The 25,082-nt window shown below is 73.1% G+C and carries 16 protein-coding genes and 1 pseudogene; 11 read left to right on the top strand and 6 right to left on the bottom strand.

The genetic code is table 11. The features are described 5' to 3' along the window. Positions 1–100 precede the first annotated feature (100 nt). Positions 101–577, top strand: a complete 477-nt coding sequence (locus RM704_RS00085) for a hypothetical protein (RefSeq protein WP_157856722.1) — start codon at positions 101–103, stop codon at positions 575–577. A gap of 69 nt (positions 578–646) precedes the next feature. On the opposite strand, the gene RM704_RS00080 is transcribed toward RM704_RS00085, so the two are convergent. Continuing rightward, positions 647–1,150 (bottom strand): hypothetical protein, encoded by a 504-nt coding sequence (locus RM704_RS00080; RefSeq protein WP_078937213.1) that lies wholly within the window; start codon positions 1,148–1,150, stop codon positions 647–649. 72 nt (positions 1,151–1,222) lie between these two features. Then, positions 1,223–1,696 (bottom strand): hypothetical protein, encoded by a 474-nt coding sequence (locus RM704_RS00075; RefSeq protein ID WP_157856721.1) that lies wholly within the window; start codon positions 1,694–1,696, stop codon positions 1,223–1,225. Positions 1,697–2,024: 328 nt separating this feature from the next. Here RM704_RS00075 and RM704_RS00070 point away from each other — a divergent pair, with 328 nt between their 5' ends. Beyond that, positions 2,025–3,134 carry an XdhC family protein gene (locus tag RM704_RS00070; protein ID WP_033528594.1) on the top strand — a complete coding sequence of 370 codons (1,110 nt, stop codon included), beginning with the start codon at positions 2,025–2,027 and terminating at the stop codon, positions 3,132–3,134. A gap of 24 nt (positions 3,135–3,158) precedes the next feature. Here RM704_RS00070 and RM704_RS00065 read toward each other — a convergent pair whose 3' ends face one another. Beyond that, positions 3,159–3,662, bottom strand: a complete 504-nt coding sequence (locus RM704_RS00065; protein WP_033528593.1) for a metallophosphoesterase family protein — start codon at positions 3,660–3,662, stop codon at positions 3,159–3,161. A 12-nt stretch (positions 3,663–3,674) separates the two neighbouring features. Then, complete coding sequence (locus tag RM704_RS00060) at positions 3,675–6,206, bottom strand: SpoIIE family protein phosphatase (RefSeq protein WP_033528592.1); 2,532 nt, start codon at positions 6,204–6,206, stop codon at positions 3,675–3,677. A gap of 262 nt (positions 6,207–6,468) precedes the next feature. Here RM704_RS00060 and lanKC point away from each other — a divergent pair, with 262 nt between their 5' ends. The 4 genes from lanKC to RM704_RS00040 all read left to right on the top strand — a co-directional run bounded on the left by lanKC (position 6,469) and on the right by RM704_RS00040 (position 13,440). After that, positions 6,469–9,231 (top strand): class III lanthionine synthetase LanKC, encoded by a 2,763-nt coding sequence (gene lanKC / locus RM704_RS00055; protein WP_033528591.1) that lies wholly within the window; start codon positions 6,469–6,471, stop codon positions 9,229–9,231. A 90-nt stretch (positions 9,232–9,321) separates the two neighbouring features. Next, positions 9,322–9,438: a SapB/AmfS family lanthipeptide gene (locus RM704_RS00050; RefSeq protein WP_005483995.1), complete on the top strand. Its 117-nt coding sequence runs from the start codon at positions 9,322–9,324 to the stop codon at positions 9,436–9,438. 277 nt (positions 9,439–9,715) lie between these two features. Next, positions 9,716–11,461, top strand: coding sequence for an ABC transporter ATP-binding protein (locus tag RM704_RS00045; RefSeq protein ID WP_033528590.1), 1,746 nt, complete (start codon positions 9,716–9,718; stop codon positions 11,459–11,461). After that, entirely contained in the window at positions 11,458–13,440 is a 1,983-nt protein-coding gene (locus tag RM704_RS00040; protein WP_052146154.1) for an ATP-binding cassette domain-containing protein, read from the top strand. The genes RM704_RS00045 and RM704_RS00040 overlap by 4 nt, the downstream gene beginning before the upstream one ends. Here RM704_RS00040 and RM704_RS00035 read toward each other — a convergent pair. Next, positions 13,363–13,953, bottom strand: a pseudogene (locus RM704_RS00035) (LuxR C-terminal-related transcriptional regulator); the annotation flags it as partial. The gene RM704_RS00040 and the pseudogene RM704_RS00035 overlap by 78 nt on opposite strands. A gap of 210 nt (positions 13,954–14,163) precedes the next feature. Here RM704_RS00035 and RM704_RS00030 point away from each other — a divergent pair. Continuing rightward, on the top strand, positions 14,164–16,308 hold the full coding sequence (locus RM704_RS00030; RefSeq protein ID WP_052146153.1) for a SpoIIE family protein phosphatase: 2,145 nt from the start codon (positions 14,164–14,166) through the stop codon (positions 16,306–16,308). Between the two features lie 165 nt (positions 16,309–16,473). Here the strand turns inward: RM704_RS00030 and RM704_RS00025 are convergent, their stop codons facing one another. Then, on the bottom strand, positions 16,474–17,913 hold the full coding sequence (locus RM704_RS00025) for a S1 family peptidase (protein ID WP_033528588.1): 1,440 nt from the start codon (positions 17,911–17,913) through the stop codon (positions 16,474–16,476). A gap of 707 nt (positions 17,914–18,620) precedes the next feature. On the opposite strand from RM704_RS00025, the gene RM704_RS00020 reads away from it, so the two are divergent. The 4 genes from RM704_RS00020 to RM704_RS00005 all read left to right on the top strand — a co-directional run bounded on the left by RM704_RS00020 (position 18,621) and on the right by RM704_RS00005 (position 24,906). Then, a complete protein-coding gene (locus RM704_RS00020) occupies positions 18,621–18,836 on the top strand; it encodes a hypothetical protein (RefSeq protein ID WP_033528587.1) in 216 nt (71 codons plus the stop codon). A gap of 181 nt (positions 18,837–19,017) precedes the next feature. Then, positions 19,018–19,824, top strand: coding sequence for an HlyD family efflux transporter periplasmic adaptor subunit (locus RM704_RS00015; protein ID WP_033528586.1), 807 nt, complete (start codon positions 19,018–19,020; stop codon positions 19,822–19,824). Next, on the top strand, positions 19,821–22,058 hold the full coding sequence (locus RM704_RS00010) for an NHLP family bacteriocin export ABC transporter peptidase/permease/ATPase subunit (protein ID WP_192829703.1): 2,238 nt from the start codon (positions 19,821–19,823) through the stop codon (positions 22,056–22,058). The genes RM704_RS00015 and RM704_RS00010 overlap by 4 nt, the downstream gene beginning before the upstream one ends. 1 nt (position 22,059) lies before the next feature. Beyond that, positions 22,060–24,906: an NHLP bacteriocin export ABC transporter permease/ATPase subunit gene (locus tag RM704_RS00005; protein ID WP_033528585.1), complete on the top strand. Its 2,847-nt coding sequence runs from the start codon at positions 22,060–22,062 to the stop codon at positions 24,904–24,906. Positions 24,907–25,082 lie beyond the last annotated feature (176 nt).

The following is a 25,082-nucleotide window of genomic DNA, read 5'->3' as shown; positions in this document are numbered from 1 at the left end:
GGGCTGGGCTTGCATGGGCACAGAACCGCGGACCGACACTGACTCGTCCCCCGAGGAGCCCCCGGGACGCACCACGGGGAACAAGTACGTCAAGGAGTTCATGAGGCTCGTGCACGTGAGCCTGCGGAGCTGGTGGTGGGGGGAGCCGCTGGCGGCGACGTTCGGCGGTCTCGGGGGCGCCTGGATCGGGCACGACGACGACCTGCCGATGGACGAGGTGCTGGGCGTCGCCGTCTCCATGGTGGGTGTCATCATCGGGTCCGTGTTCGCCGTCCTGGCGATGATCACCCGCGCCTGTGACAACACCTTTCTGCGCAAGGCGCGAAAGGCCCGGCTCCTCCCCGTCGTCAACTACCTGTGGCCGTTCTTCACCATCATCGCCATGGGGATCCTGTCCATCGTGTTCCTGCTGCTGATGGCGGGAATCTCCGAGGACGCGCCCACGCTGCTGCTCATGACGGTCAGTGCGTCGGCGGGCTTCTGTGTCCTGTGGACACTGGCCGGTCTGCTGCCCGCCCTGGGGGCGCTCATCGTGTTCACCCGCCTCATCGAGAAGACCTCGGGCGTGAACGACTGAGGACGGCCCGGACGGCGCCGGTGCGGGGACGCGCACCACGTCTCCCGCACCGGTGGCATCAGCCTCGCGTCACTCGTCGACGTTCAGCACGATGTGGGTCCGGTGACCGTCCAGGGTGATGTAGCCGTCTCCGTAGGCGGAGCGGTAGTGCCCGGTGCCGCCGACGATGGCGGTCTTGGCCGTGACCGGCCGCAGCGGCCGGTAGTCGATCATGTCGCTGAGGGTCAGCGTGCCCTTCTTCAGGCGCAGCACGCGGGTGCACTGGGCGGTGACGGCCTCGGCCCGGCTCTGCACCACGTCGCACTCCGACTCGCCGTCACCGGCGTGGCGCAGCTCCGTCTTGCCCGTCTTCTTCACCTTGTGCTCGGTGTACAGGTCCAGCGGTGTGCTCCAGGTACCGCCGACCACACCGTCCACAGACGGCCAGGTGGCGACCCGGTTGACGCCGACGAGCTCGACCTTCTCGATGTCGTTGTCCTGGTCCTTCTGTTCGGCCTGCGCCGACGTCGGAAGAAGGGCGAGGGTGGTGCCGAGGGCGGTCACGACCACCCTGTGGACAGCCGATGTGATCACAGAACCTCCAGGTCGGACGGGGTGCACTCGGACGGCGGAACGGCCGACGTGCCGTCGGCGCGGGTGTGCCGGTCAGTCATCGACGTAGAGGTCGAAGACGGTGCGCTTGCCCACCAGGGTGATGTAGCCCTCGCCCTCGGCGTCGTTGTAGATGCCCGTGCCGCCCGCGATGGAGGTCTTGGCGGTGACGGGCTTGTGACCCGTGCGGCTGATCATGTCGTGGAGGGTGATCTCCCCGCCCTTGAGGCGCAGCACCCGCGTGCACTGGGTGGTCGACCGGTGGTGGTCCGCCTGGACGAGGGTGCAGCGCGAGCCGCCGTCGCCGACGTACTTGCCCTTCGGGTCGTGCAGGTGCAGGTACGTGGTCCAGCTGTCGCCCGGCGCGATGTGTTCCGGGGTGGTGTCGTACGCGGCATGACCGACGAGCTTGACCCGCACGACGTCCTCGTCCCCGACGTCCGCCGCGGCCGGCGCGGCGAGCGACAGGGTGAGGGCTGCGGCCAGGGCGCCGAGGGTCACGGCGCCGCGGGCAGTGGCTGAGGGCATGCATCCTCCCAGGTGGGTGTGACTGTGGGTGCTCGGACTAGGAGCATGGTCATTCCATGTACGGAGGCCGCGCATGGCAACGCGCCTTGCGCGGCGGGCGGCACAGGCCACCCGAACAGGGGCGCGAGCCGTCGTCCTCCTGGGTGACCGTGCACCCGATCGGCCGTCTTCCCGCGTGTGCACATCGGCGGGGGGCGACCCGTCGGTGTGCCGTACCCCGGCCGTCGTACTTGGATGGAGGGGGAACCGCCCCCGGGGCCACGGTCCCCGGCACATCCACCGTCCGGCCCGCTCGGGTGTCCGGCGGTGGTGGAGAGAGGAGCGGACGATGCGTGAGATCCTCCCGGCGCTCGGCGAGTGGTACGCCGCGGGCTCCCCCTTCGGCCTCGCCACCGTCGTCGCGGTCAGCCGGAGCGCGCCGCGCGGGCCGGGGGCGGCCATGGCGGTCGGGCCCGGGGACGAGGTCGTGGGCAGCGTCTCCGGCGGCTGTGTGGAGGGCGCGGTGTTCGAACTGGCCCAGGAGGTCGTGGCGTCCGGCGAGGCACGGTCGGCGACCTTCGGCTACAGCGACGACGACGCGTTCGCGGTGGGGCTGAGCTGCGGTGGGGAGATCACGCTCCTGGTGCGCCGGGTGACGGAGGCCGAGGATCCGTCGTTCGGTCAGGTCGTCCAGACGGTGGGCGCCGGGCGACCGGTGACGGTGGCGACCGTGGTCGACGGCCCCGGACGGCGCGGCGCCACGCTGGCGGTGTGGCCGGACCGGACGCGCGGCACCCTCGGTACGGAGGGCCTGGACGCCGCGGTCGCGGCCGACGCGCGCGGGGAGCTGGCCCAGGGGGTCACCGGAGCGCGGCACTACGGCCCGCACGGCGAGCGGCGCGAGGACTCGGTCACCGTCTTCCTGCACTCCTTCGCACCGCCGCCCCGCATGCTGGTCTTCGGCGCCATCGACTACGCGGCGGCGGTGGCCCGTATCGGCGACTTCCTCGGGTACCGGGTCACCGTGTGTGACGCCCGCCCGGTCTTCGCCACCCCGAAACGCTTTCCCGCCACCGTCGAGGTGGTCGTCGACTGGCCGCACCGCTATCTGCGCGGCACCGCCACCGACGAGCGCACCGTCGTCTGCGTCCTCACCCACGACCCCAAGTTCGACGTGCCGCTCCTGGAGGAGGCGTTGCGCCGGCCGGCGGCGTACGTCGGGGCGATGGGGAGCCGCCGGACGCACGAGGACCGCACCCGGCGGCTGCGGGAGGCCGGGCTCGGCCCGGCCGAACTGTCCCGGCTGCGCTCTCCCGTCGGCCTGGACCTCGGTGCCCGTACGCCGGAGGAGGTGGCCGTGTCCGTCGCGGCGGAGATCGTCGCGCTGAGGTGGGGCGGCAGCGGGGTGCCGCTGACGGCGACGACCGGGCTGATCCATCCGCCGGCCCCGCCCCGGTGAGCGGGGCGACGGCGCGTCCCCGGCTCAGGTCCTGGGCGGCAGGCGGTGCAGGTGGACCTCCGTCAGCACGCCGTCCGCGACCGTCGCCGTCATGTAGGTGCAGTGGGGCTGGCGGCGGCGGTCGGTCGGGGAGCCGGGGTTGAGCAGGCGCAGGCCGGTGGACGTGGTCGTGTCCCAGGGGATGTGACTGTGGCCGAAGACCAGGACGTCGGTGTCGGGGAAGCGGGCGGCGCAGCGGGATTCGCGGCCCTGGGCGGGACCGGTCTCGTGGACGACCGCGAGGCGCAGCCCGTCCAGTTCGGCACGGGCCACCTCGGGGAGGCGGGCGCGCAGGCCGGGGCCGTCGTTGTTGCCGTACACGGCGACCAGCCGCCGTGAGCGGGCCCGCAGAAGGTCGAGGGTGTCCTCGTCGACCCAGTCGCCGGCGTGCACGACCACGTCGGCGCGCGGCAGTTCCGCGAGGATTCGTCCGGGCAGCGCCTTCGCGCGCTTGGGCAGGTGGGTGTCGGAGAGGAGCAACAGACGCACCCGGCCAGGGTGTCACTCGATGAGGATCTCCGCCCACACCTGTTTGCCGCCGCTGACCGGAACGGTGCCCCACGCGGCGGACATGGCCTCGACGAGCAGGATGCCGCGGCCGCCGGTGGCCTCCCAGCCGATGACGGTGGGTTTCATCGGGGTGCGTGGGGAGGCGTCGGCGACGGAGACACGCAGACGGTCGGCGAGCAGGGTGAGGTCGAGGCGGACCCGGCCGTCGGTGTGCACGAGGGCGTTGGTGACCAGCTCGGACACCACGAGGAGCACGCTGTCGGCCACGGAGTCGACGCCCCAGCGGCGCAGGACGCGCCGGGTGTAGCGGCGGGCCTGCCCGACCGCCTGGGGGACGCGCCACACGCTCCAGTTCTCGCGCTGGGGGCGCAGGGCCATGCCGTCGTAACGGATGAGGAGCAGGGCCACGTCGTCGTCACGGTTGGCACCCCCGAGCAGGGTGTCGGCGACCACGCCGAGGTGCGCGGGGTCGGCGGCGGACAGTTCGGCGGCGAGTTGGTCGAGCCCGTCCTCGACGTCGATGTCCGCGGACTCCACCAGGCCGTCGGTGGTGAGGGCCAGCAGGGTGCCGGGGGCCAGTCGCAGGGGGCTCATCGGGAAGTCGGCCTGCATCACGACGCCGAGCGGCGGGCCGCCCTCGGACTCACTGATCTCGGTGCTGCCGTTCGGGTGACGCAGCACGGGCGGGATGTGTCCGGCGCGGACGTACCAGGCGGAGCCCTCCTCCATGTCGATGTCGACATAGCAGCAGGTGGCGAAGAGGTCGGTCTCCATGTCCATGAGGAGCCGGTTGGCGTGCGAGACGACGACGTCCGGAGGGTGCCCCTCGACGGCGTACGCGCGCAGCGCGGTGCGCATCTGACCCATCAGGGTGGCGGCGCCGGCGTTGTGCCCCTGGACGTCGCCGATGACGAGGGCCACGTGGTTGTCGGGCAGCGGGATCACGTCGTACCAGTCGCCGCCGACCTCCAGACCGGCGGTGGTGGGCAGATAGCGGGCGACGGCGACCGCGCCGGGCAGCTGGGGCAGCCGGCGCGGGAGCAGGGTGCGCTGGAGCATGCCCACGAGTTCGTGCTCGGCGTCGAAGGCGTGGGCCCGCATCAGCGCCTGCCCGGCCAGGCCCGAGGCGGCGGTGAGCAGGGCACGTTCCTCGGGGCCGAAGTCGTGGGGGCTGTCCCAGCCGATCAGGCACGCCCCCGCCATGCGGCCGCCGGCGGGCAGCGGGAGGACGGCGAGGCCGCCGGGGCCGACGTCGGCGAGGGCCGGCTCCAGATCGGCTCCGGCGGGCCAGATCCCGGCGCGCCCCTCGCGCAGGGCGGTGGCGAGGGTCGGCATGGTGCGCACCGGCGCGTCCGGCCACTCGGAGCGCCATTCGGAGCGCCACACCTCGGGCCAGACCTCCGGCTGCGGCGGATCGAGGACGGTGACGACCAGGCGGTCGCCCTCCAGCTCGGCGAGGGCGATCCGGTCGGCCCGCAGCGGTTTGCGCAGGGCGGTCACCACGGCCTGGCTGACGTCCCGGACGGTGCCGGCGGTGGCCAGGGCGGCGGCGAGGCGCTGGATGCGGGCCACGTCGCCGCGCCCGGTGCGCAGGGTCGAGGCGTCGGCGACGGTGCCGACGAGACGGGCGGGCCGGTTCTCCCCGCCGGGCAGGATCCGGCCGCGCAGCCGGAGCCACCTCTGCTCGCCGGACGGTTGCAGGATGCGGAACTCCAGCTCCCGGTCACCGATGGACATGTGGTCCGCCTCCACGACGGACATCAGCGCCGGCAGGTCCTCGGGCACGGTCAGCGCGATCAGCGTCTCGACCCGGCCGTCGAAGTCGTCCTGGCCGATGCCGAACAGCTCCAGCAGCGCGTCGTCAACCTCGACCCGCCCGGTGTCCATGGCGAGGTCGAACGAGGCTCCGAACCCGGCGGGCGGGGCGGGGGCGACACCGGCGGCCGCCTCGGCGAGCAGGTCGAGACAGTGCCGGTCCTCGGCGTCGAAGGCGTCCGTACCGTCGCCGACGGCCACGAGACAGCCGCGCTCGCGCAGCGGCAGCACGCCCAGGGAGAAGCTTTCGGCCCGGACGCGGCGGATGCCGCCGTCCTCGGGGAGGCCGGGTCCCCCTTGGACGTCGGCGACGGGGTGGGCGGCGGCGACCGGGTGGGCGTCCGCGCCGGGGCGGTCGGCGACCGCTGGGTGGGCGGCGTCTGCGTCCTCGTGCAGGTCGGTGGAGACCAGCCAGCTCGGTCGGCCCGAACGGCACGTCTCGGCCACGGGAGCGGTGCCCGAGGCCGGGTAGCTGTCGGAGAGCCCGTACAGGTTCCGCGGCACGCCGGCGGACGCGGTGAGGGACAGCGCCTGCCCCTCACCGTCCGGGAGATACACGGCCGCGACGGTCGCACTGGTGAACACGAGCACCTGTTCGAGGATGGCGTGCAGCCGCTCGTAGGGATCGAGATCGCCGCCGAGCGTCTTGAGCGCGAGTTCGGCGCGCAGCGTCCTCGTTCCTGGTTCCGCAGCGCCCTCACTGACCACGTCCGTAATTACAGCGCTTCCGGCACGCTCGCGCAGCCCCTGGGACCGTTCCGCGAGGCCGGAGCCCTGCCGCGGGGAGCCGCCGGAGTCGAAAGAAACCGAACAGATCTTTACGCATGCGTTCCGCACGGTGGCCGCGTGACAGGCGTGACGGGTCACTGGTGACAGCCGTGACTGTCGGGGCCCGGAGCGGGCTGGAAGGCTCGTCCTCACCCGGCCCAGGGGGCGACGACGGTGACGGCACACGACCCGGGGGACGCGCATGGACAAGCGGTACGAGGCGTACGCGCTGGCCGACCGACACTTCTACGAGACACCGGACCGACTGGCCGGTGACCGCGCCGACACGGCGTCGCCGGGCTACGAGACGGCCGGGCGGGCGGTCCCCGAGGGCTGGCGGTCCGCCCGGATCGGCGACTGGCTGACGCTGACCCCGGTCGACGACGGCGGGCGGCCCCGTCCCGGACCCACCCAGGGATGGAAGGTGCACGCCTCCGCCACCCGGGCGAACGCGGACCGCGTCGCGGCGATCGTGTGGGACTACTGCGTGCCCCGGGGAATCCCGTTCAAGTTCGTGCCGGGCCCGCACCTGCTCCATCTGCGCAACGCGAAGTACGCGGCACGCGACACCAGCGGCAAGTTCGTGACGGTCTACCCGGCCGACGAGGAGCAGTTGCACCTCGTCCTGCGCGAGCTCGGGGCGCTCCTGGAGGGCTTCGACGGGCCGTACATCCTCACCGACCTGCGCTGGAACGACGGACCGCTGTACGTCCGCTACGGCGCCTTCGCCCGCTCCTTCGTCGTCGACGAGCGCGGCACGCTCGTCCCGGCGGTCCGCGACGGCGCGGGCACCCTGGTGCCGGACCAGCGCAGGCCGACCTTCCATGTGCCCGACTGGGTGACCCTGCCCGCGTTCCTGGAGCCGCAGCTGGCGGCACGCAACACGACGACGGTCGGCGAGCTGCCGTACCGCATCGAGAAGGCGCTGCACTTCTCCAACGGCGGCGGGGTGTACGTCGGCACCGACACCCGCGACGGCCGCCGGGTGGTGCTCAAGGAGGGGCGCCCGCACGCGGGTCTGGCCGCCGACGGGGCCGACGCGGTCACCCGGCTGGAGCGGGAGAAGGCCGCGCTGGAGCGGCTCGCCGGCCTGGGGGTGGTGCCCGAGGTGCGTGACTGGTTCACCCTGGGCGACCACCGCTTCCTGGTCATGGACTTCGTCGAGGGCCGCCCGCTCAACTCGTACGTCGCCGAGCGGCACCCGCTGCTCGCCCCGGACCCCGGACCGGACGCGGTCGCCGCGTACACGGCGTGGGCGTTGCGCGTCCACCGGGCCGTCGAGGAGGCGGTCGAGGCGGTGCACTCGCGCGGGATCGTCTTCAACGACCTGCACGTCTTCAACATCATGGTCGCGCCCGACGAGCGCTCGGTGTCGCTGCTGGACTTCGAGGCGGCGGCACCCGCCGAGGAGAACGGCCGTCAGGTCGTCGCCCACCCCGGCTTCCTCGCGCCCTGGGACCGCACCGGCCGCGACGTCGACCGCTACGCCCTCGCGTGTCTGCGCCTCGCACTGTTCCTGCCGGTCACCTCGCTGCTGGTGGTGGAGCGGGAGAAGGCCGCGCATCTGGCGGCGGTGATCGCGGAGCAGTTCCCGGGGGCGCCGCGCGCGTTCCTGGACGAGGCGGTGGCCGAGATCTGCCGGAGCGGCGGGGCCGTGGAGCGGGCGTCCGACGACGGGGCCCCGGAGGGGGCACCCGTACGGGTGGCGCGGACCCGGGCACCCGCGGCCGTGGCGGGCGGCGTGGAGGCCGGCTGGTCCCTCGCCGAGCCCGGCGACTGGCCCTACAGCCGTGACTCCATGGTCAAGGCGATCCTGGCCTCCGCGACGCCGGAGCGCGACGACCGGCTCTTCCCCGGCGACGTCGCCCAGTTCTCCGACGGTGGTGGCCTCGGGCTCGCGCACGGCGCGGCAGGGGTCCTGTACGCGCTCGCGGAGGTCGGCGCCGAACGCTACGAGGAGGGCGAGCGCTGGCTGCTCGACCACACCGACCCGGTGCCGATCGGCACGCCGCTCGGTCTGTACGACGGTCTCGCGGGCGTCGCCCACACCCTGGACCGGCTGGGGCACCGGCAGCGGGCCCTGGACCTGGTCGAGCAGCTCCTCGGCGAGAAGTGGCACAAGCTCTCGTCCGACCTGCGCGGCGGGCTCGCCGGGCTCGGACTGGTCTTCGACGAGCTGGCGCGGACCACCGGTGAGTCCGCGCTGCGCGACCACGCGGCACAGGCGGCCGAGCTCCTCGTGTCCCGTCTCGCCGAGCCCCGCCCGGCACCACCGCGCCGCCGTGCCGGCCTGCTGCGGGGCGCGAGCGGTCCCGCGCTGTTCCTGCTGCGCCGGTACGAGGCGACGGGCGACCGCGCGCTGCTCGACGCGGCGGGCGAGGCGCTGCGGCAGGACCTGGAATGTCTCGTCGAGCAGAAGAACGGCGGCCTGGCCGTCGACGAGGGGTGGCGCACGATGCCGTACCTCGGCGACGGGAGCGTGGGCGTCGCGATGGTGCTCGACGACCACTCTGCGGCGGCCGGAACCACCGACACCGGCACGGACGGCGGAAGCGACACCGCCACCGCCACCGCCACCGCCACCGCCACCGCCACCGCCACCGGCCGACTCGCCCCGGTCACGGACGAGTTCGCCCGGGTCCGCGCGGGCGTCCTGACCGCCGCGACCTACCGCTTCTACGCGCAGCCGGGGCTGTTCGAGGGGCGCGCCGGGATGATCCTGCACCTCGCCCGGACGGGTGCCCCGCGCGAGCGGCTGACGGAACAGATCGCCGCCCTCGGCTGGCACTCCATGCCCTACCAGGGGCAACTGGCCTTCCCCGGCAACCACTTGATGCGGCTCTCCATGGACCTCGGTACCGGAACGGCCGGATGCCTGCTGGCACTCGGGGCGGCGCACGCCGCCGACGACGACGCCACGGCGCACCTTCCGTTCCTGCCGCCGCCGCGACGGCGGCCCCATTGACGCGGCTCGCGCCACCCGGCGCCAGTCGTGACGCAACACTCCCGTCCCCACCAGGGCCCCTGAGCGGGCCACCGATCGAAAGGAAGCGACATGGCACTTCTCGACCTGCAGACGATGGAAGCCGACGAGACCACCGGCACCGGCGGCCCCAGCTCCCTGAGCGTGCTGTCCTGTGTGAGCGCGGCCAGCATCACGCTCTGCCTCTGACCCGAGCGGGGCGACCGGGCCACCCGGGGCGCCCGTCGGACCGGCACGGCGGCTGAGTCGCGCCGACGGCTCCGGACGGTTCCTCCCCCTGTCCGGGGAGGGGCCGTCCGGGGCTCATCCATCTGGCCACCCGGCCACCCCCGGTCGGCGGCCCTTCGTCCACCTTCATCGGGCCCCATCGAGGCCGGCGGGGCGGCCCTGCGTCCGGTCATTCCTCCGGCCCCTCGTCCGGTCATTCACCCGGCCGTTCATCCGGTCGTCCCACGTCAGGACGGGTATGACGACCCTCACCGAAGGCGGTGCCCGCGGCCCGGCGGCCGTCTCCGACCCCCTGCTGCGCGCGACCGTCCGGCACTCCGGCCCCCGTTGCACGGCCCTGGCGCTCGTGTCCATGGCCTCGACGGGGGCGAACCTGGCGCTGCCGGTCGCGCTGGGCCGGGCCCTCGACCTGCTGCTGGCCCGCGACCCGGACGGCTCCCGCTGGGTGCTGTGGTGCGCGGTGCTGGTCCTCGCGGCGGCCGTCCTCGACGCGATCGAGACCGTGCTCGGCGGCACCACGAACGCCCGGGCCACCGCGTGGCTGCGCCACGGTCTGGTCCGGCATGTCCTGGCCGTGGGGCCGCGCGCCCTCACCCGGTTCGGCCCGGGAGACCTGGTGGCCCGGCTCGTCGGGAACGCGGCCCAGGCGGGAACGGCCCCCGCGACCGCCGCCGCGCTGCTCGCCGCGCTCGCCGGGCCCCTGGGCGCGGTGGCGGCCCTCGCCCTGATCGACCTGCGGCTCGCGGCGGTCTTCCTGATCGGCGCCCCGCTGCTCGCCCTCGTGCTGCGCGCCCTCGCGCGGGACTCCTCCGACTGCGTGACGCGCTACCAGCGGGCCCAGGGCCGTATCGCGGGCGGCCTGGCCGAGGCCGTCGCCGGGCACCGCACGATCGCGGCCGCCGGCACGGCCGACCGCACCGTCGCCCGCGTCCTGCGCCCCCTGGCCGAACTCTCGGACCAAGGGCACCGCATGTGGCACGTCCAGGGCCGAGCCGCCGCCCGAGCGGCCACCGTGGCCCCGCTCCTGCAACTCGCCGTCGTGGCCACCGCCGGCGTCCTGCTCGCCCGACAGCACCTGACCGTGGGCGAGTTGCTGGCCGCGTCGCGCTACGCCGTACTGGCCGCGGGCGTCGGCGTCCTGGTCGGGCAGCTCTCGGGCCTGGTCCGCGCGCGGACGGCGGCGGAGCGCCTGGACGAGGTACGGCGCGAGCCCCCGACCGCGTACGGCGAACGCGTCCTGCCGTCCGCGGGGACGGGGCGGCTGGAGCTGCGCTCCGTGACCGTCCGCCGGGGCGGGCGCACCGTGTTGGACCGCGTCGACCTGGTGGTCCCGGCCGGCGCCACGGTCGCCGTCGTGGGCCGGTCGGGGGCGGGCAAGTCGCTGCTCGCGGCCGTGGCCGGGCGGTTGACGGATCCCGACGAGGGAGAGGTACGGCTCGACGGGGTGCCCCTGCCCGAGCTGGACCGCCGGGAGCTGCGCCGGGCGATCGTCCACGCCTTCGAACGCCCGGCCCTGCTCGGCGAGTCGGTGGAGGACACCATCGCCTTCGGCGTCGTGCGCCCCTCCCCCGCCCGCATCCGGGAGGCGGCCCGCGCCGCGCACGCCGACGGCTTCGTCCGCCGTCTCCCCGACGGTTACGCCACTCCCTGCGCCGACGCTCCCCTGTCCGGTGGTGAGGCGCAACGACTGGGCCTGGCCCGCGCGTTCGCCCGCGACAGTCGTCTCCTCGTGCTCGACGACGCCCTCTCCAGCCTCGACACCCTCACCGAGCACGACATCACCGACGCCCTCCTGCGCGCCACCACCGGTGGCAGCCGCCTGCTCATCGCCCACCGCGTCACCACGGCCGCCCGCGCGGACACGGTGGTGTGGCTGGACAAGGGGACGGTGCGGGCGGTGGGGCCGCATACGGAGCTGTGGCGGACGGCGGAGTACCGGGAACTGTTCGGGTCGCGGGGCGCGCCGGGCGGGGAGGGGCGATGAAGGGCGGCCGGGAAGGACGAGGGTGCGCCGGGGGCGGCCTCCGCCCGCCCGGCCTCCTCCGTCGGGGCCTGCGCTTTCTTCGCGGGCGGGCGCGGGTCGTCGCGCGGCTGGTTCTGTGGTCCGTGGTGGAGACGGGGCAGACCTTTCTGCTGGGGTACGCCCTCGCGCGTGCCCTCGACGACGGGTTCCTCGCGGGGCGGGCCGGGGTCGGGCTGGCGTGGCTCGGGGCCGGTGCGGGAGCGGTGGTGCTGGGGGCGCTGGGCACGTGGCGGGTGTACGGGTGCGTGGCGGGGCTCGTGGAACCGTTGCGGGACCGGCTGGTGCGCGGGGTGGTCGAACGGGGGGTCCGGGAGGCGGACGGCGGGGCCCTGTCCGGGCTGACCCAGCAGGTGGAGATCGCCCGGGACACCTTCGCCGGACTCGTCATGGTGTCCCGCTCGTTCCTGTTCACCTCCGCCGGGGCGCTCGTCGGACTCTTCTCGCTGGCCCCGCCGCTGCTGCTCGTCGTCGGGCCCCCGCTGGTCGTCGGCGTCGCCCTCTTCCTGGTGACGCTCAGGCCCCTGGCCCGCCGCCAGGAGGGCTTCCTCGTCGCCGACGAGGCCCTCGCCGACCGGCTCGGGGCCGTCTGTCCGGGGTTGCGGGACATCACGGCGGCCGGCGCGGAGGACACCGTCGCCGCCGACACCGGGCGGTGCGTCGACGCCGAACTGCGGGCCGCGCGCTCCCTGGCCCACTGGGGCGTCGCACGGGTCGCCTCCCTCGCGATCGGTGGCCAACTGCCCGTCGTGCTGCTCCTGGTCACCGCCCCTTGGCTCCTGGACCACGGGGTCACGCCGGGCGCCCTGGTCGGCGCCCTCGCCTACATCACCCAGTCCCTGCTCCCCGCCCTGCAGAACCTGGTCCACGGCCTGGGCACCAGCGGCTCCCGCCTCGCGGTGGTCCTCCGCAGGCTGGCCCCGGCGCCCGCGCCACCACCCCCGGAGAACGCCCCCCGGCCCTCGACGCCCACCCCGCCGCCGACCGATCCCGGAGTCCCCGGCGAGGCCGATGTCCGCGACGCCCTTCCCCGCCCGGCGGCCTCCGACGACGCCCTCCGCCTCGCCTCCGTCACCTTCGCCTACGGTTCCCGCGCCACCCCCGTCCTCGACGGACTCGACCTGTGCCTCCCCCACGGCACGCACCTGGCCGTCGTCGGTCCCAGCGGCGTCGGCAAGTCCACTCTCACCGGGATCGTCGCCGGTCTCCTGCGCCCCCGGCACGGCACCGTCCACTTGTGTGGCCGCCCGGTACCCGGCGCCACATCCCGCGCACACCGGGTGCTCATCCCGCAGGAGGCGTACGTCTTCGGGGGATCCCTCGAAGAAAACCTCGGCGAGCTACGGCCGAAACCCGTGCCCGAGGACGAGCTGTGGGCCGCCGCGGAGGCCGTGGGGCTCACCGAGGTGATGGTCCGGCTGGGCGGCCCGGCCGCCGAGGTCGACCCGCGCGCGCTGTCCGCCGGGGAACGGCAACTCGTGGCGTTGGCGCGCGCGTATCTGTCGTACGCGTCGGTCGTGATCCTCGACGAGGCGACCTGTCACCTGGACGCGGAGGCGGAGGAACGCGCGGAGCGGGCGTTCGCCCGGCGGCCGGGCACGACCCTGGTGGTCGTCGCGCACCGCGTCAGCTCGGCCCGCCGCGCGGACCGGGTGCTGCTCATGGACGGACGGTCCGTCGCGTACGGGGACCACGACGACCTCATGGCCCGCTCACCGCTCTACCGGGACCTGGTCGGCGCCTGGTCCCCGGTTCCCGTACCGGTCAGCTCCCCCGGCGCCTCAGAGCCATCCCTCCCCCTGCGAGATCCTGATGGCGTCGATCCTGTTGCGCGCCCCCGTCTTACGGGTGATCGCGGCCATGTAGTTGCGCACGGTCCCGTGGGAGAGGTGCAGGCTGCCGGCGATCTCCGCGACGGAGGCTCCCTCGGCAGCCAGGGATAACACGCTCAACTCCCGCCGGGTCAGCGGCATCTCGGCGGCCTTGAGGAAGCCGAAGCCGAGGGAGTCGTCGACGAAACGTCTCCCTCGGGCGACCTCCCGGATCGCGGACACCAGCCGCTGCGGGGAACCCTCCTTGTCCACGTAACCGAGGGCACCCGCCTCCGCCGCCCGCTTGAGGAGGCCGGGTCTGCCGGCGTGGGCGAGGACCAGCAGACCGGGGGCGGGGCCGCCCGTGCCGCGCAGATCGGCGAGCGGCGGGATGCCGACCGCGTCCGCGCAGTCCAGGTCCGCCGCGCAGACCTCGGGCCGCAAGGTCCGCACCCGCCCCGGCGCGGCGCGCCAGGACGCGTCGAACACCGCCAGGTCGGGTTCTCGGCGGAGCCACTCCGCCAGCACCGATCTGACCAGACATTCGTCGTGCACGAGAAGTACCCGGATCACGTTCGCCCCTCCGCCTGCCGGCCACCGATGTCCTCCGCTCAGCGCGTGCCCATTGTTGGCGTCCCCGACCATGCCCGGGCGCGAAGAACCAGCCATCGGGGTGCGTGGGGGCGCACTCGCGGCGCCCGTGCGCGATGCCGCGCATCATCGCGGGGGCATGGCGGGGTCGATAGGGGGTACCGCGGTGTGTCCGCGGGGCGGCTCTCGCCGTGCGCGGTCGGCCCCCAGGGGGGAGCCTTGACCCTGGGGTCTGTCGCACGGTCGTGCGAGGAGGTGGTCGGCATGTCCGACGTCCACGTGTCCGGAGCGCGGACGACCGTCGAGACGGGCCGCGTCGGCCATCCTCTGCTGTCGCTGGCGCTGGCCGCGATGATGGACGACGTCCAGGCCCACTCCGGCGCGGTGTATCTGCTGACGCCGGACGAGCCGGTGCTGGAGATGGCGGTCATGGCCGGGCTGCCGAGATCGTTCGCCGCGCCCTGGGAACGGGTGGGTCTCAACTCGCCGATACCGGTCTCCGAGGCCGTGCGGGGGCGGCGGCTGGTGTGGGTCAACGGCGAGGAGCAGATGGCTCGCCGCTATCCCCGGATCGCCGTGGTCCTGCCCTACCCGTTCGCCCTGGCCGCGCTGCCGGTGGCGACCCGCGACACCATCTACGGCGCCGTCTTCCTGACCTGGCCCGGCTCCCACCCGCCGGAACTCAGCGAGCGCGAACGGGACCAGCTGACCTCGGCCTGCGACCGGCTCGCGATGCGGCTGCGGCGCGCCGAGGACGAGGGCCGTCCGGTGCGGCCGGAGCCGGACCTGTCGGCGCCCTCGACGACCACGGTCGCGGGCACGCTCGGCACGGTGGAGGCCGCGCGGATGGTGGCGCGGCTGCCGTACGGGATGTGCGCGCTCGATCTGCACGGGCGGATCACCTTCGCCAACGCGGCCACGGCCGAACTGCTCGGCATCCCGGTGAGCGGTCTGCTGGGCACCCAACTGTGGGTGTCCGTGCCGTGGCTCAACGATCCCGCGTACGAGGACCGGTACCGGGCGGCCCTGATGAGCCAGCACGTGACCTCGTTCGTGGCGCTGCGACCGCCGAGCGACTGGCTGTCCTTCCGGCTGTACCCGGGGAGCAACGGCCTGAGCGTACGGATCTCCCGGGCCCGCGCGGTCGCCGAGGCCGAGCACGCGTCGCGGGAGGAGGACCACGGGCCGGGCCGTCTGGTGACCATCCACCACGTGCTGGCGCTGGCGAGCGCGCTCACCGAGGCGGTCGGGGTGCAGGACGTGGTGGAGCTGGTCGCCGACGAGATCGCCCCGGCCATCGGCAGCCAGGCCCTGGTGATGCTCGGCTCCCGCGCGGGGCGCCTGCATGTGCTCGGGCACCGCGGCTACGCCGACCCGCACCTCGTGGAACGCTTCGACGGGATGCCGCTCACCGCGGCGATGCCCGGGGCGCACGCGCTGACCACCGGGGTACCCGCGTTCTTCGAGTCCCGGCAGCAGCTGGAGCACCTCTATCCGCTGCGCCAGGAGACCCCGGACGGGCTCGGCGCGTGGGCGTACATCCCGCTGATCGCCTCGGGGCGGCCGGTGGGCACCTGGGTGCTCGGGTACGCGGAGCCGCATCCGTTCCCGGCCGAGGAGCGCGCGGTGCTGACCAGCCTCAGCGGCCTCATCGCCCAGGCACTGGAGCGGGCGCTGCTGTACGACGCCAAGCACCAGGTGGCGCACGGGCTCCAGAAGGCGCTGCTGCCGCACTCGCTGCCCTCCATCCCGGGCATCGAGTCCGCCTCGCGCTATCTGCCCGCCACCCGTGGCATGGACATCGGCGGCGACTTCTTCGACCTGGTCCTCTCCCATGGGAGGGCCTCGGCCGTCATCGGCGACGTGCAGGGACACAACGTGACGGCGGCGGGGCTGATGGGGCAGATCCGTACGGCGGTGCGCGCGTACACGACCGTCGGGCAGACACCGGAGGAGGTGATGAGCAGTACCAACCGGCTGCTGATCGACCTGGGTTCGGAACTGTTCGCCAGCTGTCTGTACCTACGGCTGGACCCGGAGCACGGGACGGCCGTCATGGCGCGGGCCGGGCATCCGCCGCCGTTGCTGCGCCGGCCGGACGGGAAGGTGCGGGTGCTCGACCTCGCGGGTGGTCCGCTGCTGGGGATCGACGCGGCGGCGACGTATCCGACGACGGAGGTGGCGCTGACGGAGGGTTCGGTGCTGGTTCTGTACACGGACGGGCTGATCGAGTCGCCGGGGGTCGACATCGAGGACGCGCTGGCGGATCTCGGGGAGCGGTTGTCGTCGGCCGGGGAGCGGCCGCTGGACGCGCTGGCCGACAGTCTGGTGAGGGAGACCGAGGCGGCGGAGGAGCGGGCGGACGACGTGGCGCTGCTGCTGCTCCGGGCCACCGGCTCCGCCGGGTGACACCACCACACGCACATGGGTCCGGCCCTCCCGCCGGAGGGCCGGACCGTGCCACCTGTCGGCCGGAACCGCTGGGGTGGGGCCGACGGGTGGGTCGTGGGGCGACGGCCGGGGTCAGTGGCCGCTGAGCCCCGGGCCGTCATCCACGTACTCGGTGGCGTTCGCCTACTGCTGGACGCCCTGCTCGTCGACGCCCTGCTCCTCGACGCCCTGCTCATGCTCCTGGCCCGCGTCACCGGCGTCGCCCGCACCGGCGACGGCACCCGCGTCAGCGGCACCCTCGTCGCCCGCACCGGCCACGGCACCCGCGTCGCCGGCACCGGCGGCCGCGGCGCCCTCTTCCTCGCCCGCGCCCGCGGCAGCGGCGCCCTCTTCCTCACCGGCACCGGCGGCGGCACCACCGTCGGCCTCCTCGCCGGCGCCCGCGGCGTCACCGGCACCACCGGCGGCTTCCTCACCGGCGCCCGCGCCGGCGTCGCCGAGGGTGGCACCCGTGGCCGCGAGGGCGGTGGTGACCGGCTGGAAGAAGGTCTCGCCACCGACGGTGCAGTCGCCGCTGCCGCCGGAGGTCAGACCGATGGCCTGGCCGTCCTCGGTGAACAGCGAGCCGCCGCTGTCGCCGGGCTCGGCGCAGACGTTGGTCTGGATGAGACCGGTGACCGTGCCCTCGGGGTAGTTCACCGTGGCTTCGAGGCCGGTGACCTGGCCGTCGGCGAGACCGGTGGTGCTGCCCATGCGGAAGACCTGGAGGCCGACCGCCGCCTCGCCGGCCGCGGTGATGTCGACCGTCTGGCCGTTGCCGAGGTCGACCGTGCTGGCCGCCTGGGTCGCCGGGTCGTTGTAGTCGACCAGGGCGAAGTCGCCGGCGCCCGGGAACGTGGCGGTCGCCGCGTCGACGGTGCCGATCGGCGCGCCGCCCTCCTCCTCGGACCACTCGGCCTCCGCGACACCGCAGTGCCCGGCGGTCAGGAAGGCCGGGGCGCCCTCGGCGTTGACGACGTTGAAGCCGGCCGAACATCGGGCGCCGCCGCCGAAGATGGCGTCGCCGCCCTCCAGGAAGGTCTTGAACGTGCCGGCGGACTTCTTGATGGTCGCCATGCCGGAGCCGAGCGACTCGACGGTCGACTCGATGGTGTCCCAGTTCTCGCCCGTGACCGTGGAGTCGGCGGTGACCTGGAGCTTGTTCGTGCGGGGGTCGATCGCCCAGGCGGTGCCCGGGACGGTGGCCTCCTCCTTCAGCGTGGCCGCGCCCTTCAGCAGCTCGGACCAGCTGTTCTCGACCTCACGGACCTCCGCGCCGGCCTCCTGGGCCTGGATGATCACGTTGTTGTCGTCACCGTCGATCTCGAGGCCGTCGATGACGTTGATGATGAGGCGCTGCTCGCCCGAGTCGTAATACGCGCCTGCGAACGCGTCACCGAGCAAGTCCTGCAGCTGGGAGGCGAGATCCGAGGCGTCACTCGCGGCGAGCGTCTTCGGGGCGGCGCCTTTGGCGTCCGTCTGCGACGCCATCGCGTTCGGCAGGATGAGGGCTGCCGCGCCGAGCGCCGCCACGCCGCCTGCGGCTATGAACGCCTTGCGCTTGGTGGCTCGTTTGTGACTCAACTCTTGACCTCCTGGGGACGGGGTCCGTACCGCCGTCCGGCGGGTGAACTGGGGGCGCCTGGTTGCCAGTTGGTACGGATGGTTCCGAGGGGGTGTTCAACGCTCCGCGAAAAGATTCCGATCTTCCACTTCGCAAAGCGCGCTACTCCCCCCGTTCGCCTGCCATTTCACGACTTCCCGCCGACGCGCCCGGTGGGAACCCGTGACACCGGCGCCCCACCCCCCTCTTCGCCACACTCGGCTACCGCCCGGTGGCGGTCCGTCGACTCCGGTGATCGGGAAACCGGCTTCAGGGAATCTCCACACCGAATGCCCAGCGGGGTCACGGTCGAGGGGAGTTCTGCACAGGGGCGAATCGCGCGCCGCGCCTTTGAGGCGGGACTGTCCAATTCGTTTTCACGCAGGCAATCAAGCGCGTATGACAATGCGGCGATCCGTGTGAAGAAGCTGGCCCCAACCCGTGCGCAAGCCTGCACCGATGAACCGTCATGGTCACCAAGTGTGCTGGTGAGAGGCCCGGTTGATTGGAAGTGCGCCGTCGCGATCTGCTTTGATCCATCGCACCGCGGGGGCCGCCGAGCTCTTGGACACGGGAGCAGCCGGCTCTCGGGGACGAGAAGTGGGCGCCCACGTGCGCGGCCGTCGTTCTGTCCCCAGAAGGGGGCCGCTCCCCCCTTGTGAATAGCTATATGAAGGGAAGTTCCATCATGAACTCCACCCCCCAGGTTGAGACCGCCGAGATCTCGGACGCCGCCCTCGACGCCGTCTCCGGTGGCCTCTCGGTCAACGCCGTTGGCACCGTCACCGGCCTGGTGGACGGCATCGCCCCGGTCTCCGGCCTGGTCAACACGGCCGTCGGCACCGTCGAGGGTGTGACCGGCCTGAACACCGCCCCGGTCACGAGCCTGGTCGCCGGTCTCTGATCGAGCCCTTACGCCGCTGAGTCCCGGAACCACCTGACAGGTTCCGGGACTCTCGGGGTGCCCCGGAAGTGCTCGACCCCCGGGTCGACCGGCCTTCCGACATCCAGTCCTCTGTCCCCTCCAGTCCTCTGTCCCCTCCAGTCGTCTTGTCGTCTCCTGTCACGCAGGTGAGGGAAGTCCCGTGCAGTTCCGCCAACAGGCCCTCGCCAAGCTCCAGTCACCGGAGGAACTCGACCTCCCGGTGCGCTTCGCCCGCCCCCAGGGCTGGCTGGTGCTGTCCGTGACGGTGCTCGCGATGGCCGCCGCCTCCGTGTGGGCCGTCACGGGGTCCGTCGCCTCCACGGTCGGCGCGCCCGCCGTCCTCACCCACGGGCAGGGCAGTTATGTGCTCCAGAGCCCGGTCGCCGGCCAGGTCACCGCCGTTCTCGCGAAGCAGGGCGAACGGCTGCCCGCCAAGGCCCCCGTCCTGAAGGTCGCCACCGCCGACGGCGAGACCGTCGTACGGTCCGTCGCGGCCGGCCGGGTCTCCGCGCTCGCCGCCACGATCGGTCAGATCATCCAGACCGGCGCGAACGTCGCGGCCGTCGAGAAGGTCGCCGACGCCGACGACCCGCTCTACGCGACGGTGTACGTCCCCGCCGAGAACGCGGCCTCGATCCCGGAGGACGCCGAGGTGGACCTGACCGTGCAGTCGGCGCCCACCCAGCGCTACGGCGTGCTGCGCGGCCATGTGAAGAAGGTGGACCGCACCGCGCAGACCCCGCAGTCCATCGGCGCGTTCCTCGGTGACACCCAGCTGGGCGAGCAGTTCACCAAGAAGGGCCGACCGGTGGCCGTCACCGTACGGCTGGACCGCGCGGCGTCGACCGAGTCGGGTTACAGGTGGTCCTCGCAGGACGGGCCGCCGTTCGAGCTGACCTCCATGACCATGGCCACGGCTTCGATCCGGCTGGCCGACGAGCGTCCGATCGATTGGCTGCTTCCGTGACCGCGTCCCAGGACACCGCCCAGCCGCCCACGCACGGCAGACGCAAGGCGGCCCCGTCCAAGCGTCCGGTGCCGAGGGGCAGGCAGAAGGCCGTCCGCACACCGACCGTCCTCCAGATGGAGGCCGTGGAGTGCGGTGCCGCGTCGCTCGCCATGGTGCTCGGCCACTACGGACGGCACATCCCGCTGGAGGAACTGCGCATCGCCTGCGGTGTCTCCCGGGACGGCTCGCGCGCCAGCAACCTGCTGAAGGCGGCCCGCAGTTACGGACTGACCGCCAAGGGCATGCAGATGGACGTGGCCGCCCTCGCCGAGGTGAAGGCCCCGGCCATCCTGTTCTGGGAGTTCAACCACTACGTCGTCTACGACGGCATGGGGCGCCGCTTCGGGCGGCGGGGCGTCCACATCAACGACCCGGGCAAGGGCCGCCGGTTCGTGCCGATGGAGGACTTCGACTCCAGCTTCACCGGTGTCGTCCTCGTCATGGAGCCCGGCGAGGGCTTCGCGAAGGGCGGCCGCAGGCCCGGTGTCCTCGGCGCCATGCCCGCCCGGATGCGCGGCACCTCCGGCACCCTGCCCGCCGCCGTCCTCGCCAGCCTCCTCCTGGTGGCGGTCGGCGCGGCGGTCCCCGCGCTGAGCCGTACCTACATCGACATGTTCCTGATCGGCGGCCAGACCTCCCTGCTGGGCGTGCTGTTCGCGTCGATGGGCGCGTGCGTGCTGCTGACCGTCCTGCTGACCTGGTTGCAACAGGCCAACCTGCTGCGTGGCCGGCTGATCTCCTCCACCCTCTCCAGCGCCCGCTTCCTGCGGCACCTCCTGCGCCTGCCGGTCACCTTCTTCTCCCAGCGCAGCCCCGCCGACCTCGTCCAGCGGCTGCAGTCCAACGACGCGGTCGCCGAGACCCTGGCGCGGGATCTCGCGGCGGCCGGTGTGGACGCGGTCGTGGTCGTCCTCTACGCCGTGCTCCTCTACACGTACGACCCGCAGCTCACCTTCGTCGGCATCGCGGTGGCGCTGCTGAACGTGGTGGCGATGCGGGTGGTGATCCGGCTGCGCGCGACGCGTACGGCGAAGCTGCGCGCGGACAACGCGCGGCTCACCAACACGGCGTACACCGGACTCCAGCTGATCGAGACGATGAAGGCGACCGGCGGCGAGGAGGGCTACTTCCGCAAGTGGGCCGGGCAGCACGCCACCACGCTGGAGGAGCAGCAGCGGCTCGGGGTGCCGAGCGCCTGGCTGGGGGTCGTCGCCCCGACGCTGGCCACGCTCAACAGCGCGCTCATCCTGTGGATCGGCGGTATGCGGGCGGTCGAGGGCCATATGTCCGTGGGGCTGCTGGTCGCGTTCCAGGCGCTGGTCACCCGGTTCACGGCGCCCCTCACCCGGCTCAACGGGGTGGCGGGCCGTATCCAGGACTTCGCGGCCGACGTGGCCCGCCTGAAGGACGTGGAGAACTTCCAGGCCGACCCGTTGTACGCCCGCCCGGACGCCGCCGAGTCCACCCGCCGGCTGAACGGGCACGTCGAGCTGGAGAACATCACGTTCGGCTACAGCCCCCTCGACAAGCCCCTGCTCACGGGCTTCGACCTCACCGTGGGGCCGGGGCAGCAGGTGGCGCTGGTCGGTGGCTCCGGCAGCGGCAAGTCGACGGTGTCGAGGCTGATCTCGGGCCTGTACACCCCGTGGGAGGGCGTGATCCGCATCGACGGCCGGCGCCTGGAGGACATCCCGAGGGGTGCGCTGGCCGCCTCCGTCTCCTTCGTCGACCAGGAGGTGTTCCTCTTCGAGGGCACCGTCCGCGACAACGTCGCCCTGTGGGACCCCTCGATCCCGGAGGATGCCGTGGTGGAGGCGCTGCGGGACGCGGCCCTGTACGACGTGGTGACGCGGCGCCCGGGTGGCATCAACAGCAGGGTCGAGCAGGACGGCCGCAACTTCTCCGGCGGGCAGCGCCAACGCCTGGAGATCGCACGGGCGTTGGTCCGCAGGCCGAGCATCCTGGTCCTCGACGAGGTGACCAGCGCGCTGGACGCGGAGACCGAGCTGACCGTCATGGACAACCTGCGCAAGCGCGGCTGCGCCTGTGTGGTGATCGCCCACCGGCTCAGCACGGTCCGCGACAGCGACGAGATCGTCGTCCTGCAGCACGGCACGATCGTGGAGCGCGGCCGGCACGAGGAGCTGGTGGCCCGCGGCGGCGCGTACGCCCAACTGGTCAGGGAGCGATGAGATGACTGCCGTGCACGAGGGGCAGAGCGGTCAGGGCGGCTACGACGGCGACCTCGTCCTCGGGGCGCTCGGCGCGATGGGCACACCCCTCGACTGCGCCGGGCACACCCGCCTGGACCTCGAAGGCCCGCAGACGCTGTGGCTGGTGGCCTCCGGTGCCCTGGACCTGTTCGCGGTCGACGCCGGCCGGCAGGGCCACTGGCACCATCTGGGCCGCCTCGAAGCGGGTGCGCTGCTGCTCGGTCCGGTCGCCGGGCCCCAGCACACCCTGATCGCCCGCCCGCTGCGCGACTGCGTGGTCCGGCGCATCGGCCTGCGTGAGCTCTACCAGCAAGGGGGCACCGAGACCTGGTCGTACGACGAATGGGGCAACCCGCAGCTCGTACCCCCGCAGACGAGCCCCCTCGAATACGCCCTCGCCCTTGGCGTCGGTCGCGGCCTGTCGATCCTCTTCCAGGCGCCGATGGCCACCGAGCAGGCCGCCGCGCCCACCGACGACGACGTGTTCTGGATGCGGGTGCCGCCCGGCAGCGTCCAGTACGGCTCGCTGTACGGCGCGGAGGCCGCGGCCGATCTGCTGATGGACCCGGGGGTCTGGCAGAGCATGGTCGACCAGCAGTACCGGCTGCTGGCCACGCTGGACCGCTGGATCGAGCAGCTGGAGCGCACCCACGAGGACCGTACGGCCGCCGGGATCAAGGCCGGTGAGGCGGTACGCGCCCAGGCCGACCGCACGTTGCTCGCCTCCATCGGCAAGTCCTCCGCGCACCGGCGTACGACGGCGGCCGACGCGGACGCCACGTACGCGGCCTGCCGGCTCGTCGCCCGGGCGACGGGGATCTCGCTGTCCGAGCCGGCGCAGAGCGGCACCGAGAGCGACCGGCTCGACCCGGTGGAACGCATCGCGCTCGCCTCCCGGGTCCGGGTCCGTGCCGTACGCCTCGCCGGGAGCTGGTGGCGGGAGAACGTCGGGCCGTTGGTCGGGCACCGGGCGCTGTCCGGCGCACCGGTGGCGCTGCTGTGGCGGCGCGGCGGCTATGTGGCCGTCCAGCCGTCGTCCGGCCGGGAGACACCGATCGAGAAGGCGAACGCGGCCGAGTTCGAGCCGCGTGCCGTGATGTTCTACCGCCCGCTGCCCGAACGGGTGCTGAGTCCGCTGCGCCTGATGCGGTTCAGCCTCCACGGGACGAGCGGTGACATGACGGGTCTGCTGCTCAGCGGGCTGGTGACGGTCGTGCTCGGCTCGCTCGTCCCCGTCGCGACGGGCCGGATCCTCGGCGAGTACGTGCCGAAGGCCCAGGAGAACCTGATCGTGCAGGTCTGTCTGGCGATCATGCTCGCGAGTGTGGTGTCGGCGGCGTTCCTGCTGCTGCAGAACCTGACGATCCTCCGGCTCGAGGGCCGTATCGAGGCCACGCTGCAACCGGCGGTCTGGGACCGCCTGTTGCGGCTCCCCACGAAGTTCTTCACCTCGCGTTCCACGGGCGAACTGGCCAGCGCGGCCATGGGCATCAGCGCGATCCGCCGCACCCTGGCCGGCGTCGGCCCGGTGGTCGCCCAGTCGGTGACCGTCGGAGCGGTGAACCTCGCCCTGCTGCTCTGGTACAGCGTCCCGATGGCTCTGGCGGCGATCGGCATGCTGGTCGTCGTGGCGGCGGTGTTCCTGGGCCTCGGTCTGTGGCAGGTCCGCTGGCAGCGCCGCCTGGTGGTGCTGGGCAACAAGCTGAACAACCAGGCCTTCCAGACCCTGCGGGGACTGCCGAAGCTCCGGGTGGCGGCCGCCGAGAACTACGCCTACGCGGCCTGGGCCGGCGAGTTCGCGCGCAGCCGGGAGCTCCAGCAGAAGGTCGGTGGCATCAAGAACCTCAACACGGTGCTGGGGGCGGTGTACCTCCCCCTGTGCACCCTGCTGATGTTCATGCTGCTGGCGGGCCCGGCACGCGGTTCGATGTCGGCGGCGGAGTTCCTGACCTTCAACACCTCGGTGACGATGCTGCTGACGTCGGTCACCCAGCTGACGGGTGCGTTCGTGTCGACGGTGGCGGTGCTGCCGCTGTTCGAGGAGATCAAGCCGGTGCTGGAGGCAACGCCGGAGGTCCGCACGGCGAGCACCCGGCCGGGGGTGCTGTCCGGCGCGCTGGAGGCCCGCCGTCTCTCCTTCCGCTACGCGGACGACGGTCCGCTGGTGCTGGACGACGTGTCCTTCGCCGTGGCGCCCGGGGAGTTCGTGGCGATCGTCGGCCCGAGCGGCTGCGGGAAGTCGACGCTGCTGCGCCTGCTCATCGGTTTCGACAGGCCGGTCTCCGGGAGCGTCCTGTACGACGGTCAGGACCTCGGCGCCCTCGACCAGTCCGCCGTACGCCGTCAGTGCGGTGTCGTGCTGCAGCACGCCCAGCCGTTCACCGGCTCGATCCTGGACGTCATCTGCGGCACCGAGCCGTTCACGCCCGAGGAGGCGATGGCGGCGGCCGCGATGGCGGGCCTGGCGGAGGACATCCAGCGCATGCCGATGGGCCTGCACACCATCGTCCAGGGCAACGGCGCGATCTCGGGCGGTCAGCGGCAACGCCTGATGATCGCCCAGGCGTTGATCCGCCGCCCCCGCATCCTCTTCTTCGACGAGGCCACGAGCGCCCTCGACAACGAGACCCAGCGGACGGTCATCGAGAGCACGAAAGCGCTGAACGCCACGCGGATCGTCATCGCCCACCGGCTGTCCACGGTGATGGACGCGGACCGGGTGGTGGTGATGGAGGACGGGAAGGTGGCGGAGGTGGGGGCGCCGGGTGAGTTGCTGGCGAACCCCGCCGGGCGTCTGCACGAGCTGGTCCGCCGCCAGATGGCCTGAGGCATTGGCTCGCCCCCGCCGCCCCTACCTTCCCTCCCCCACCCAGGGGCTGCGCCCCTTCGACCCCCATCCGCGGGTTCGGTGGGGGCTGGTCGCGCAGTTCCCCGCGCCCCTTAAGGGCCTACGGCCCTTTCGGGCCGAGAAAGCAGGGGCGCAGCCCCTGGGTGGGGGAGGGA

This window comes from Streptomyces gottesmaniae (assembly GCF_031845845.1).
Lineage (GTDB): Bacteria > Actinomycetota > Actinomycetes > Streptomycetales > Streptomycetaceae > Streptomyces > Streptomyces akebiae.
Note: the sequence above shows the minus strand (reverse complement) of the source record. Positions and strands in the feature narration are given on the sequence as shown.